11 protein-coding genes and 8 tRNA genes are annotated in these 14256 nt (G+C 36.2%); 18 read left to right on the top strand and 1 reads right to left on the bottom strand.

The window, feature by feature from the left end; all coding sequences use genetic code 11:
• Window positions 1–31 precede the first annotated feature (31 nt).
• The 15 genes from rpsU (at window position 32) to AC0NBN_RS05900 (ending at window position 10802) form a co-directional block, all read left to right on the top strand.
• Complete coding sequence (rpsU, locus tag AC0NBN_RS05970) at window positions 32–229, top strand: 30S ribosomal protein S21 (protein WP_062697349.1); 198 nt, start codon at window positions 32–34, stop codon at window positions 227–229.
• Between the two features lie 79 nt (window positions 230–308).
• Window positions 309–1196, top strand: a complete 888-nt coding sequence (locus AC0NBN_RS05965; protein ID WP_160813796.1) for a tyrosine-type recombinase/integrase — start codon at window positions 309–311, stop codon at window positions 1194–1196.
• Window positions 1193–1486 (top strand): HPF/RaiA family ribosome-associated protein, encoded by a 294-nt coding sequence (locus AC0NBN_RS05960; protein WP_143884244.1) that lies wholly within the window; start codon window positions 1193–1195, stop codon window positions 1484–1486. The genes AC0NBN_RS05965 and AC0NBN_RS05960 overlap by 4 nt, the downstream gene beginning before the upstream one ends.
• Before the next feature lie 104 nt (window positions 1487–1590).
• Window positions 1591–1664: transfer RNA gene (locus AC0NBN_RS05955), tRNA-Thr, on the top strand.
• Window positions 1665–1684: 20 nt separating this feature from the next.
• Window positions 1685–1765, top strand: a tRNA-Tyr gene (locus AC0NBN_RS05950).
• An 86-nt stretch (window positions 1766–1851) separates the two neighbouring features.
• Window positions 1852–1924 (top strand) — tRNA-Gly (locus tag AC0NBN_RS05945).
• Window positions 1925–2014: 90 nt separating this feature from the next.
• Window positions 2015–2088 (top strand) — tRNA-Thr (locus tag AC0NBN_RS05940).
• A gap of 20 nt (window positions 2089–2108) precedes the next feature.
• Window positions 2109–2189, top strand: a tRNA-Tyr gene (locus tag AC0NBN_RS05935).
• Window positions 2190–2275: 86 nt separating this feature from the next.
• Window positions 2276–2348: transfer RNA gene (locus AC0NBN_RS05930), tRNA-Gly, on the top strand.
• A 42-nt stretch (window positions 2349–2390) separates the two neighbouring features.
• Window positions 2391–2462 (top strand) — tRNA-Thr (locus AC0NBN_RS05925).
• A gap of 448 nt (window positions 2463–2910) precedes the next feature.
• Window positions 2911–3591, top strand: coding sequence for a response regulator transcription factor (locus AC0NBN_RS05920; RefSeq protein ID WP_143884227.1), 681 nt, complete (start codon window positions 2911–2913; stop codon window positions 3589–3591).
• Window positions 3592–4959 (top strand): sensor histidine kinase, encoded by a 1368-nt coding sequence (locus tag AC0NBN_RS05915; RefSeq protein WP_143884226.1) that lies wholly within the window; start codon window positions 3592–3594, stop codon window positions 4957–4959. It begins immediately after the preceding gene.
• A gap of 125 nt (window positions 4960–5084) precedes the next feature.
• Window positions 5085–6326 carry a TolC family protein gene (locus AC0NBN_RS05910; RefSeq protein ID WP_143884225.1) on the top strand — a complete coding sequence of 414 codons (1242 nt, stop codon included), beginning with the start codon at window positions 5085–5087 and terminating at the stop codon, window positions 6324–6326.
• An 88-nt stretch (window positions 6327–6414) separates the two neighbouring features.
• Window positions 6415–7497: an efflux RND transporter periplasmic adaptor subunit gene (locus AC0NBN_RS05905; protein WP_160813797.1), complete on the top strand. Its 1083-nt coding sequence runs from the start codon at window positions 6415–6417 to the stop codon at window positions 7495–7497.
• A 206-nt stretch (window positions 7498–7703) separates the two neighbouring features.
• On the top strand, window positions 7704–10802 hold the full coding sequence (locus AC0NBN_RS05900; protein WP_160813798.1) for a CusA/CzcA family heavy metal efflux RND transporter: 3099 nt from the start codon (window positions 7704–7706) through the stop codon (window positions 10800–10802).
• 133 nt (window positions 10803–10935) lie between these two features.
• Here AC0NBN_RS05900 and AC0NBN_RS05895 read toward each other — a convergent pair whose 3' ends face one another.
• Window positions 10936–12441 (bottom strand): DUF4394 domain-containing protein, encoded by a 1506-nt coding sequence (locus AC0NBN_RS05895; RefSeq protein ID WP_160813799.1) that lies wholly within the window; start codon window positions 12439–12441, stop codon window positions 10936–10938.
• Window positions 12442–12687: 246 nt separating this feature from the next.
• Between AC0NBN_RS05895 and tuf the strand changes: the two genes are divergently transcribed.
• From tuf to secE, 3 genes are all read left to right on the top strand, one after another.
• On the top strand, window positions 12688–13899 hold the full coding sequence (gene tuf / locus AC0NBN_RS05890) for an elongation factor Tu (RefSeq protein ID WP_089745515.1): 1212 nt from the start codon (window positions 12688–12690) through the stop codon (window positions 13897–13899).
• 52 nt (window positions 13900–13951) lie between these two features.
• Window positions 13952–14022: transfer RNA gene (locus AC0NBN_RS05885), tRNA-Trp, on the top strand.
• A 12-nt stretch (window positions 14023–14034) separates the two neighbouring features.
• On the top strand, window positions 14035–14241 hold the full coding sequence (gene secE / locus AC0NBN_RS05880) for a preprotein translocase subunit SecE (protein ID WP_089745513.1): 207 nt from the start codon (window positions 14035–14037) through the stop codon (window positions 14239–14241).
• Window positions 14242–14256: the final 15 nt, after the last annotated feature.

The following is a 14256-nucleotide window of genomic DNA, read 5'->3' as shown; positions in this document are numbered from 1 at the left end:
TACTTTTGCAATCCAAAATGAGATGTAATATATGTTAATAATTCCAGTAAAAGACGGAGAGTCTATCGACAGAGCATTAAAAAAATATAAAAGAAAATTTGACAAAACTGGTACAGTTCGTCAGCTAAGAGCTAGACAACAGTTTATCAAGCCTTCTGTAACTTTAAGACAAGCTAGATTGAAAGCTGCTCATAAGCAAAGAAATCTTAGCAAAGAGGAACAGGCTTAAGATTTTTCTTAATACATACAATAATCACTTATTAAATAATTTTATTTAGTAAGTGATTTTTTGTTTTTATATTTACATTATGCGGGATAAATTCTTAGATTACTTACAATATGAAAAAAGATATTCCCCTCATACTATCATAAGTTATGGGCGGGATCTTGATGATTTTATCTTGTTTCATCTCAAAACAGAGGCTTCGGACAATATTATTCAGGCGGATAAGAAAATTATCAGGAATTTTATAGTTGATCTTAATGAAAAAGGAGTTTCTAAAAGAACAGTTAACCGCAAACTGTCTACTTTGCGTAGTTTTTATCTATTTCTTTTAAGGCTGGGTGAAATTGATGTTTCTCCTTTGGAAACAATCAATTCTCTAAAGTTTTATGCTAAAAAACAAATTCCGGTGTCACAGGAAGAAATGGGGATTTTAAATAGTAAAGTCTTCCCGGAAATTGAAAATCTGCTTGACGAATGCATTGTTGAAACGTTATACCAGACCGGAATGAGAAAAGCTGAGCTTTGTGGCTTGAAATTTGAGGATGTAGATTTGTATAAAAATGAATTGAAAATTTTAGGAAAAGGAAATAAAGAGAGATATGTTCCTATTTCCGAAAAATTAGGAAGTCTGTTAAAGTCTTATCTGGAAACGAGAAAGCCTAAAAAAGAATTTGAAAATTTATTTTTTGTAAACAGATTGGGAAAAAAACTCACCGAAAAATTTGTTTATATAGTAGTTAATAAGTACCTTAGTATTGTTACTTCTAAACAGAAAAGAAGTCCTCATATTTTAAGACACAGCTTCGCGACGCATGTTTTAGACAATGGGGCAGAGATATCGAAAGTAAAAGAAATATTGGGTCATTCAAGTCTTGCAAGCACACAGGTGTACACCAATGCCAATATTGAACAGTTGAAAAAAGTGTTTAATCAGGCTCATCCAAGAGCAATTAAAAAAGAAGAATTATGAAGATTTCAGTACAAGCAATCGGCTTAACTCCACACGAACCGCTCGAAGCGCACGTTAATAAAAAAGTAAGTAAGCTCGACACATTTTATGATAAAATTATAGAATGCAAGGTTTTTTTAAAAGTGGAAAATAATTCAGATAAATCAAATAAGACGACTGAGCTTATTTTGGCGGTTCCGGGAGATGATATTGTTGTTAAAAAGACAAGTGCAAGTTTTGAAGAAAGCTTGGATTTATGTGTAGATACTGCTAAGAAACTGTTAATCAAGAAAAAAGAATTAGCCTCATAAAAAATGTGAAAAAACTTCATAAAAAGTTTGAGAATTCAAAAAATCCGTTCTATATTTGCACACGCAAAAAAGGAACAGCGATCTTTTGAATTCTTTTTTTATTTGCTTCCATAGCTCAGTTGGCCAGAGCACGTGATTTGTAATCTCGGGGTCGTGGGTTCGAATCCCTCTGGAAGCTCAATTTAATATAAAATATCTGGGGAGATTCCAGAGTGGCTAAATGGGACTGACTGTAACTCAGTTGCTTCGGCTTCGTAGGTTCGAATCCTGCTCTCCCCACATTTTATATTATAATAAAAGTTGCATAAATACAGGAAATTTCCTAAGTTTGCACAGCGTTTACCAATGATTTTGGAAACAAAATTGCGGAAGTAGCTCAGTTGGTAGAGCGTCAGCCTTCCAAGCTGAATGTCGCGGGTTCGACCCCCGTCTTCCGCTCAAATAAATGCTTTTTTAAAAGTATTATTTTTAACTACTGATGTAGCGTAGAGTAGAGTTCTCTTACAGCCTCAGTTCAACAGTTAAATTGCTTCCATAGCTCAGTTGGCCAGAGCACGTGATTTGTAATCTCGGGGTCGTGGGTTCGAATCCCTCTGGAAGCTCAATTTAATATAAAATATCTGGGGAGATTCCAGAGTGGCTAAATGGGACTGACTGTAACTCAGTTGCTTCGGCTTCGTAGGTTCGAATCCTGCTCTCCCCACATTTTATATTATAATAAAAGTTGCATAAATACAGGAAATTTCCTAAGTTTGCACAGCGTTTACCAATAATTTTGGAAACAAAATTGCGGAAGTAGCTCAGTTGGTAGAGCGTCAGCCTTCCAAGCTGAATGTCGCGGGTTCGACCCCCGTCTTCCGCTCAACAGAAATCACGCTCTTTATGGTGTGATTTTTTGTTTAACGCCGACTTAGCTCAGCGGTAGAGTGCTTCCTTGGTAAGGAAGAGGTCACGGGTTCAAGTCCCGTAGTTGGCTCGTAATTAACACGTTGATTTTCAGCGTGTTTTTTTTATTTTTAATCACAATCCTCATCACTTAAATGAGCCGAAATTTTGTTTAAAATCGCACAAAATTGCCATAAAATCATATATTTGTTCTGACAAAGTTCTGATATTTTCATCTGAAGTGTTACATTCTTAGATAGGTAATTCCTTAAAAAACCATGTAAATATGTTCAAATTATAGAATATCATGTATTTGCTAAGATTGTTCAAAAATATTATTCTAATTATTAGGTTAAATATTACTCTAAACCTCAGCCTTTCAAAGTTTAATTTTATTTTAATGAATCATAATATCAGCATTAAAAGACTTTAGTAATAAGTCTTTAGAAATTTTGAGGATTAAACGTAAAAGTTTCCTTAAAATAATTCCGATAGAGAATTTTGAAAATTTCATTAAATTCGTAATAAATAATTCCCTGATGAATATTCTTTTACTGGAAGACGACTTGATTCTTTCTGCTGAACTTGGAAAATTTCTGGAGTCTAATAATTTTAATTGCGACCGTATTTATGACGGCGATACTTTTCTTCGTCAGATTAAAAACAACATTTACGATTTATTTCTTTTGGATATTAATGTTCCAAAAATAAATGGGCTGGATGTCTGTCAGACCATTCGATCGTTTGATAAAAACACACCTATAATTATCATTTCAGCTTATGGCGACATCTCAGATAAAAAAGATGCCTTCACCAGATTGGCAGATGATTATTTGGTAAAACCTTTCCAGTTTGAGGAATTACTCCTTAGAATCAATTCTTTATTGCGTAGAAAAGTTCCTTCCGAAAATATAGATCTGGATATTATCAGAGTAGATGATTTAATTATCAATAAAACAGAACAGAAAGTGTTTCGAGCCGGAAATGAGATTGCATTAACACTGAAAGAATTCCAGCTTTTGGTTTATCTTGCAGAAGCTCAGGGTAGAACAGTATCTAAGCAGCAGATCACAGAGAATGTCTGGGAACATAATTTTAATACCAATACCAATACAGTAGAAGTGTATATCAACTTTTTACGAAAAAAAATTGATAAAGAATATAAAGTAAAGCTCATTCACACAAGATCCGGATTCGGGTATTATCTAAATCCTTTGTAGATGTCATTAAAAAGGAAGATTGCGCTTACTTTAAGTATTTCTTTTTCGCTGCTTTTCGGGGTGGTTTTAATTATCATATATATATCATTCAACGATTTTAGAAGAGAAGAATTTAAAGAGAGATTTATCAGAAGACTGGGTTTTACTACCAACTTCATTTCAAAATCTAAAAATTTTGAAGAAGAAGCGCCTATATTTTTTAATGAAAACTCGGATAATTTCCTTCTTAATGAAACGATTTTAATATTTAACGCGAAAAAGGAACTCATCTACAGTACGATAAAAGATGAAAAAGTAACCTGGGATCATAAGTTGCTGACAAAACTCGACAGCAAAACTGATATTTACCAGGAAAATACATCTCCTGAGATTTATGCCGCTTTGAAAAATATCAATGGAGAAAATTATTACATTCTTACTTATGCTTATGATACCAACGGGAAATCTAAACTTGCTTATCTTGAATATCTGCTTATAACAGCATTTATTACCTGCACACTTTTAATAGGTTTTTTCAGCTATTATTTCATGGGCAAATTTCTCAAACCGCTGGAAGATCTGAATAAGGAAATTTCTGAAGTCACCGCACATAAACTTACCACACAGATTTCGGCAGAGGAGTCCAATGATGAAGTCAGTATTCTGGCAAGATCATTCAATACCATGATTGCACGGTTGAATGATGTATTTCAATCGCAAAAAGACTTTACCGCAAGTGCTTCGCATGAGATACGTACTCCAATTACAAGAATGGCTTTTCAGCTAGAAAATCTTATTAAGTTTGGCAGCCATTCGCCCGAAACCGTTTCTTCATTACAACAAATGCTGAAAGACGTTTACCAGCTTTCTGATCTTACCAATTCCCTGATGCTGCTTACAAAATTTGATAAAGAAAATATTCAGAGCATTTATGAAGAAGTAAGAATTGATGAAATTATTTTTGAGTCTTTTGATACTGTAAAAAAAAATTACCCAAATCTCAGAATGGATTTCCTTATTTCTGAAGACACGCAGGAAAATGCTTTTTTAACCATTAAAGGAGTAGCCTCGCTGCTTATGATTGTATTTATTAATTTACTTAAGAATGCCGCAGTCTATTCTGATGATGCAGAAGCAAAAATACTGATTACCGAAACAGATAACCAGCTTATCGTACAGGTAAGTTCTCATGGGAAAACAATATCAGAAGAAGAGCAGCCAAAACTTTTTGATGCTTTTATGCGTGGTAATAATTCTCAGAATATTGCAGGTTCCGGATTGGGACTCAGAATCGTAAAACGAGTTCTGGAATATCATAGTGCCGATATTGTTTACGCAGCCCACTCAGAAGATCTTAATGTTTTTAAAGTAATTTTCACTACTACATAGATTTTAAGATAATCAAATACCATTTTTCATCATTCTGTGCTTTATAATATAATTTAATTTTTTTTTAAGCAGCCTTTAAGTTCGTTTTAATCAGACAGCCTCATTTTTGCTTCAAAATAGAGAGAATGAACAAAATTGCAGGGCTGTTTGTGATAATTTCTTCAATTATTTCGGCGCAGCAGCAAATGTCACTTTTAGATTGCGAAAATGCTTTTCAGCAAAACAATCTACAGCTTCTTGCCGAGCAATACAGCATCAATATGGCTGATGCAGATATTCTGCAGGCGAAAATCTGGGAACTACCTCAGGTAAATGGCTACATTAATGGTTACAATCCCGAAGGACGAAGATTTCTGGATGCAGGAAGAGCTAAAGGTTTAGAAGTTACCCAGCTGATTTATATGGGTGGAAAAAAGAAAAATGAAGTTGCTTTCGCAAAATCCAACAAAGAACTTGCGCAACTTCAGTTTGCACAACTTTTAATAGAGCTTAGAACCCAGCTTCATACCAATTATTATAACCTTTATTACGAAAAACTTAAGCTTGAAAGCATCAATAAGCAGCTGGGTTATATGAATGATCTTCTGAAAGCTTATAAAATCCAGTCAGCAAAAGGAAATGTTTCGCTGAAAGATGAGGTTCGTCTGCAGAGTATTGTGATTCAGCTTAATAATGATAAAGTTGAAATCAATAAAAATATTCTTGAATTTGATCAGAACCTAAAAGTCCTTACCGGAATTACAGAAGGAATAGATCCGCAAATTTCAGATAATGAAGTAAAAGAAATACTTGCTTCGCAACCATTCGGAGACGAAGATGAGCTCAAAAGAAAGGCATTGGAAAATAATGCGGACTATTTATTTGGTCTGAAGCTTATTGAAAATGCCAAACTTTATGCTTTGTGGCAGAAATCAATGAATGTTCCCGATCTCACTGTGGGAGCAGAATACGATCAGGCTTCCGGAACTTTTAATAATGAAATCAATCTGAAAGTAGGAATTCCTTTACCTCTTTGGAAAAGCAACAGAGGAAATGTTGAAAGAGCCAATTTTGCGATAAAACAGAATCAGAAAAATGCAGAATTTCAGAAACTGGATCTTGAAACTAAGGTGCAATCTGCATTTCTGGCGTGGAAAAACCAATATGAGCAGCTAGCTGAAATAAAATCAACTGATCTAGACAATCTTGATCTGGTGTATAACGGAATGCTTAAAAATTTCAGAAATGGAAATATCAGTCTGATTGAATTTACAGATTTTATGGAAAGTTACCGACAAACTGCGCTTCAGATTTATGATATGAAGAATGAGCTGATCCGGTCTGCTGAAAGACTCAAACAATTGGTACAGACTAAAATCTTCTATTAAAATAATTTTAGTCAGGACAAAAACATCTGCAATATTAAAACAAGTTATTTAAAAATCATTGCGCTTCTTTAGTTTAAAAAATTCTATAATGAAAAAGATAATTACAACTATATTTTCAGCATTGCTTTTATGGTCATGCTCTAAGCCAGAAATTGCAAAAACTCCAGAACCAAAAGGTTTTGAACTGAGCAACACCATGCTGGAATCTATTTCGACTGTAAAAGCAGAAACCCGAGTGATTGAAGATTATTACAGCTTCTATGGTAAAATTGCTGCAGATGCCAATTCTTATATTGATGTTTTTCCTTTGGTGGGCGGAAATGTGATGAGCGTGAATGTTGAGCTTGGAGATTATGTGAAAAAAGGGCAGGTTCTCGCAACGATAAGAAGTACAGAATTGGCTGAAATTCAGAAAGAGATAAGCGATGCTAAAACTGATTTAATTGTAGCTAAAAACAATCTCAGAGTCGCAAAAGAAATGTATGAGGGAAAACTCACCACAGAGAGGGAGGTTCTTGAGGCTAGAAGTCAGCTGCAGAAAGCAGAAGATCAATTACAGCGAGCAAGTGCTGTAAGCACGGTTTACAATGTAAGAAATGGAAACATTTACAGTGTTTTGTCGCCTATCAGTGGTTATATTGTACATAAAGATATTAATAAAGATATGCAGCTGAGAAGTGACCGCAGCGAAAATATTTTTGACGTAGCCAATACCACCAATGTCTGGGCAATTATGAATGTGAATGAATCTGACATTGATAAAATAAGTCTGGGAATGCTGGCTCAGGTTTCCACTCTTTCTTATCCTGACAAAATTTTCACCGGTAAAATTGACAAAATATTTAAAATCATTAATCCTGAAACCAACGCAATGCAGGCAAGAGTGGTTTTGGATAATGCCAACGGATTGTTGATTCCCGATAGCAAAGCAACCATTAAAGTTTTAAAGTCTGAAAATAAAACAGCTCTTTCTGTTCCCTCAAAGGCAGTCATTTTTGATGATGACAGAAGTTATGTTGTTGTTTTCAAATCAAGAACTGATGTGAAGATCAAGGAGATTCAGGTGCTGAAGCAAGAGGGAGACTTCACATACATTTCTGAAGGTCTTCAAGAAGGTGAAAACGTAATTACCAATAATCAGTTGCTGATTTATCGTTCATTAAAAAATTAATTCTTTAGCCATTAAGATACAGAAAGCAGTAAACAATTGAGAATTAACCTATTTTATAAACCACAAGCATCAATTCGATGTTTCTTAATTCAGTTTTAAACTTCATTGTTCTTAATGGTTTTTAAATTCTTTTTAAATTCTTTAGATACAATTAAACATTAGGGATTAGAAATAAAGCTAAACCTAATATCTAAACATCTGTTCAAATGAATAAATTTATCAAAAATATCATCGCGTTCTCACTCAAAAATAAAGCTTTTACTTTCGTTTGGGTAGGGATTTTGGCGATTGCGGGATTTATAAGCTTCAAAAATATGCCGATTGAGGCTTTTCCTGATGTTACCAATACGCAGATTGTGATTATTACACAATGGGAGGGGAGAAGTGCGGAAGAAGTAGAACGTTTTGTAACAACACCTATAGAACTTGCAATGAGTCCGGTTCAGAAAAAAACAAGCGTAAGAAGCAATACGATGTTTGGGCTTTCGATTGTTAAAATACTTTTTGATGATGGGGTTGATGATATGTTTGCCCGGAATATGGTTAATAATCAACTCAGAAATGTGAGTCTTCCCGAAGGAATTGACCCTGAAGTGCAGCCTCCTTACGGACCTACCGGTGAGATTTTCAGATATACTTTAGAAAGCAAAACTAAAGATTCCCGTGAGCTTTTAACCTTACAAAACTGGGTGATAGACAGAGCACTTCGTGGAGTTCCGGGAGTTGCCGATATCAATGTTTTTGGTGGTCAGGAAAAAGTTTTTGAATTGAGTACAGATCCGAGAGCGTTGGATAAATATGGTTTGACACCCCTTGAAGTATACGAAGCGGTTACCAAAAGCAACCTGAATGTAGGAGGAGATATTATTGAAAAAAACGGTCAGGCTTATGTGGTGAGAGGTATTGGTTTGGTGCAGTCTGTTGATGATATTGCCAATATAACTATTCATAATGACAACGGAAATCCTATTTTGGTTAAAAATGTGGCAGAAGTCCACGAAAGTTCATTGCCAAGAGTAGGACAGGCAGGTCTCAATAAACATGATGATACTGTAGAAGGGATTGTGGTGATGAGAAAAGGTGAAAACCCGCGTGAAGTTTTGGTGGGTGTAAAAGCTAAAATTCAGGAGCTCAACGAAAAAATTTTTCCCAAAGATGTCAAAATGGTTACTTTCTATGATCGTGACAATCTGATGGATTTTACTACAGAAACCGTAATGCACAATCTTCTGGAAGGAATTATTCTTGTAACAGTCATTGTCTTGATTTTTATGGCAGACTGGCGTACTACACTGATTGTTTCCATCATCATTCCGCTGTCTCTGCTTTTTGCGTTTTTATGCCTGAAAATGGCAGGGATGAGTGCCAATCTATTATCGCTTGGAGCAGTAGATTTTGGGATTATCATAGACGGAGCCGTCGTCATGGTAGAAGGTATTTTTGTAATGCTGGATCATAAAGCCAAAAAATATGGTCACGAACGATTCAATAAATTAGCCAAAGCAGGCTGGATCAAGCAGACCGGAACTGGCTTGGGAAAAGCAATTTTCTTTTCTAAGCTGATTATCATTACCTCTCTGATCCCGATTTTCTCTTTTCAGAAAGTAGAAGGAAAAATGTTTTCTCCATTAGCTTTTACACTTGGTTTTGCATTAATGGGAGCCCTTATTTTTACGCTCACTTTAGTTCCTGTTCTTACTCATTTGCTTTTGAATAAAAATGTAAGAGAAAAAAACAATCCATTTGTTAATTTCTGGGACAGAATTGTTCTGAATGGATTTAAGTTTACTTTCAGGAATAAAAAAATTAGTTTGCTGGTAGCTATTTCTTGTATGGCAATAAGTCTTTTTTCAGCAAAATTTTTAGGAACAGAATTTTTACCGCAGCTTAATGAAGGTTCGCTTTGGATTACAGCCGAAATGCCGATGAGTTCTTCATTAAAAGAATCTCTGAAAACAGCTGATATTCTGAAGAAAGATATTATGAACGTTCCTGAGGTGACCGATGTTTTGGCGCAAACCGGACGAAGTAACGACGGAACTGATCCGAACGGATTCGGATTTGTGCAGTTTGCAGTAAATTTAAAGCCGAAAGATGAGTGGAAACGTAAAATCAGTTACGATCAGCTGATTGAAGAAATAGATAAAAAACTGAGAAATTATCAGGGAATAATTTTCAATTATTCACAGCCGATTTCAGATAACGTAGCAGAAGCAGTCGCAGGTTTTAAAGCAGAAAATGGGATTAAAATTTATGGTGATAATCTTCAGACTTTAGATGATTTAGCCGAAAAAGTTTTAAAATCAATAAAAGATGTAGATGGAGTACGTGATGCGGGAATTATCAAAAATATTGGGCAGCCGGAAGTAAACGTGGTTTGGGACAGAAACAAAATGGCAGCTTACGGAGTTATGCCAGAAGATGCGCAGACTGTTCTGGAAATGGCTTTTGGAGGGAAAACAGCTTCTGAAATGTATGATGGCGAAAGAAAATTCCCGATTCGGCTTCGTTATTCTCAGGAATATCGGAAAGATGAAAATGATATTGCTTCGCTGATGATTCCTACGCAAGACGGCGCGATGATACCTTTGAAAGAAGTAGCAAGTATTGTGAAAAATAATGGCGCTGCATTCATTTATCGTGATGATATCAAGCGTTATATCGGGGTGAAATTTTCTATCCGTGATCGTGATTTGGGCGGAACGATTGCCGATGCACAAAAAGAAGTTTCAAAAATCAATTTGCCGGAAGGATATAAGATAGGATGGACCGGTCAGTTTGAAAATCAGCAGAGAGCAACGAAAAGACTGACGCAGGTTGTTCCGATCAGTATTATGGGAATATTTTTTCTTCTTTTTATTCTTTTCGGAAATATGAAAGATTCTCTTTTAGTTTTGGCAAATGTACCTTTTGCATTAATCGGCGGGATCATTGCTTTGCATGTCACCAATATGAATTTCGGAATTTCTGCAGGGGTGGGAATGATCGCCTTACTGGGAATCTGTATCCAAAACGGTGTTATTCTCATTACGGAATTTCACCAGAATTTCAAAAAAGGTCTTTCATTGGATGATTCCATATTAAATGGAGTAAAATCCCGAACCAGACCTGTTATTATGACTGCTTTGATGGCTTCTATCGGTTTGCTGCCTGCTGCATTATCTACAGGAATTGGCTCAGAATCTCAAAAACCTTTGGCAATTGTCATTATTGGTGGATTAATTACGGCTACAGTCCTCACACTACTCATTTTTCCAATAATCTTTTGGATATTCAACAGAAGTAAAAGATCTGAGTTAATATAGAATCTGCGATGATAGTATATTGCATTTATAAACTCTTTTAAGATAAAAAGTCTAGGTAATTATGTTTAAAGCAATTGAGGCGCAGTAGAAATCTAACTGCGCCTCTGCTATGATAAATTTGTGTCTGCTGAAATTAAAAACCTAATCCTACTGCAAATCCTCTTACAGCATTAGGATATGATGACAGCGATGTGGCTGCACCTGTGGTTGTGTTAATAGTATAAATATTTGTGGTAGTTCCAACAGTAGCGACCAAATATGCTTTCTGGCTCATACTACCGATGTCAAAGCCGTTAGCTCCGTCAATATTGATTCCCAAGGCTCCTCTTTCTACCAATGTTCCGTTATTTGGCGGATCCTGCAGATATACTTTGTCTGTATTGGTATCAATTACAAAAAGCATGGTAGAAGTGGCTCCTGCAAAATTATTGGTATACGCCGCTGCTCCTAGAGAAGGAGTTCCGGGATTAATCATTCCGTCTACCGCAGAAATAGTTCCGTCATTCGGATTGAGTCTTAAATTTTGTCCGGTATTGCTTACTACTCTAATTCTGTCAACGGTAGGATTAAAATCAAAACCAAACTGAGTACCCGATAAAAGTGTCGGAAATTGTACTCCCACTTGCGTTGCAGCCCCTGTCCCCAGGTTGATTGTGTACATTCTGCTTGTGCTTCCCATTGCATACAGCTGTCCGTTGGTAGGTCTGAAATCAATACCAACAATATTTTCTCCGGTCTGCAATCCTGTTATTGCCTTAGATACAGGCTGTGGATTATTAGGGTTAAAAATCTGAAGAGCGTTGGAGTTATCTACGGCATAAGCGACAGGGTTCGTCGGAATTGCCAGATCGATAATTTTCTCCGAAAGTGATCCTATGGCGGTTGCTTTTCCGTTATTTAGATCCAAAGTGTACAGATTATTCTGAGTTCCGGTTGTGGCTGCCATTAATGCAATTTTATTATCTGGATTAATGTCAAAGGCTGCCTGTCCTGTAAAAGTGATGCCTAAACTTCCTACTTCTACCAAGACGCCATTGTTAGGAGGATCTTGTTTGAATAATTTTCCTGAAGTTACATCCAAATCATAAAGAATAGTGGAAGCTGCTCCGGATACACTATTGGTATAAGCAACTCCCATTATGGAAGAAGATGTGGCAATACTTGTATCTGTTGCAGCTACCGCACCTGTTTCGGGATTGAGTCTGAGATTTTGCCCGGTGTTGGTAACCAGTCTTATTCTGTCAACAGTAGGATTAAAGTCAATGGAAGCTACAGCTCCCGAAATCATAGGGCTGAATGCGTTATTGCTTACAGCTCTTGAAGCACCCGTAGATGTATTGATAATGTAAAACCTACTGGCATCTGATACCGCATAAAGCTCGCCGGTAGCAGGTCTGAAGTCAATACTTAATAATTTTTCTCCTGACGGAATTCCCGAAATAGTTTTTGTAGAAGTAAAAGCGGCAGAATTATTGGCATTGAACGAAACCAGCTGATTATTGCCGGTCAATCCATAAACCATTACATCAGGTTTCATCACGTTCATCATAGGTTCTTCGGTCATTCCGTTGTCATCATCACAAGATACTACCGAGACTAAGGCAAATGCCACAATTGAAGAGTAAAAAAGTTTTCTCATAATAATTTAATTTTAAGGTTGTATGGTCATTTACGAAAGAAAAATTGACTTGGATTTTCAAAATGCAATTTTTTTTTATCAAATTTTTGTTTAAATTTGCACTTCTGTTTACGGAATGATGAGGTTTGTGACTTTACTGGGTTTGAATATTTAAACTTTTTTTGATAAAAAGATTTTGGTATATAAAAATTCATTATATTTGCACACCGAAAATTTGAATAAAACAATAAATAAATAATTTAAATCATGGCAAAGGAAACGTTTAATCGTAACAAACCACACTTGAACATTGGTACTATTGGTCACGTTGACCATGGTAAAACTACACTTACTGCAGCTATTTCTGCTGTACTAGCGAGCAAAGGTCTTGCTGAGAAAAAAGACTTCTCTGCTATTGACTCTGCTCCTGAAGAAAAAGAAAGAGGTATCACTATTAATACTGCTCACATCGAGTACGAAACTGAAAAAAGACACTATGCTCACGTTGACTGCCCAGGTCACGCAGATTATGTAAAGAACATGGTAACTGGTGCTGCTCAGATGGATGGTGCAATCGTTGTGTGTGCTGCTACTGACGGACCAATGCCTCAGACTAGAGAGCACATCTTGCTTTGTCGTCAGGTAAACGTACCTAGAATTGTTGTTTTCATGAACAAAGTTGACATGGTAGACGATGCTGAATTATTAGAACTAGTTGAAATGGAATTGAGAGACCTATTGTCTACTTATGATTTCGACGGTGATAACTCTCCGGTTATTCAAGGTTCTGCATTAGGTGCACTTACAGCTGCTACTTCTAGCCCTGTTAACACTGAAGATCAGTGGTTCAAGAGCGTTGAAGCTTTAATGGATGCTGTTGATACTTGGATCGAAGAGCCGGTAAGAGATACTGATAAGCCATTCTTGATGCCAATTGAAGACGTATTCTCTATTACAGGTAGAGGTACTGTAGCAACTGGTAGAATCGAAGCTGGTATTATCAATACAGGTGATCCTGTAGATATCGTTGGTATGGGTGATGAAAAATTAACTTCTACAATTACAGGGGTTGAAATGTTCAGAAAAATCCTAGACAGAGGTGAAGCTGGTGATAACGTAGGTCTATTGTTGAGAGGTATTGAAAAAACTGACATCAAGAGAGGTATGGTTATCGCTAAGAAAGATTCTGTGAAGCCACACAAAAAATTCAAGGCTTCTGTATATATCCTTTCTAAAGAAGAAGGTGGACGTCACACTCCATTCCATAACAAATACCGTCCTCAGTTCTATGTAAGAACAACTGACGTTACAGGTGAGATCTTCTTACCAGAAGGTGTAGAAATGGTAATGCCTGGTGATAACTTAGAAATCTCTGTAGAATTGTTACAGCCAATCGCTCTTAACGTAGGTCTTAGATTTGCGATCAGAGAAGGAGGTAGAACAGTTGGTTCTGGTCAGGTTACTGAAATCTTAGACTAATCATCTTAATATAACAAAGTTCCGTAAGGAAGCTTACGGAACTTTTTAATCTACGGGCATCGTCCAATGGTAGGATACCGGTCTCCAACACCGTTGATCAGGGTTCGAATCCTTGTGCCCGTGCAAATATAAATTATGAGTTCATTTGTCGATTTTTTAAAAGGTTCTTATAACGAATTCAGACATAAAGTAGAATGGCCAAAATGGGCAGATTTACAGTCTTCTACCATTGTAGTAACTGTAGCGACTGTAATTTTATCGCTTTTTACTTTTGGAGTTGATGAATTGTTTTCCAAAGCAATCAGCAACATTATAGGAATACTAATCAACAGCTTCAACTAATAAAAGATATTTTCC

Source organism: Chryseobacterium sp. L12 (assembly GCF_056133985.1).
Note: the sequence above shows the minus strand (reverse complement) of the source record. Positions and strands in the feature narration are given on the sequence as shown.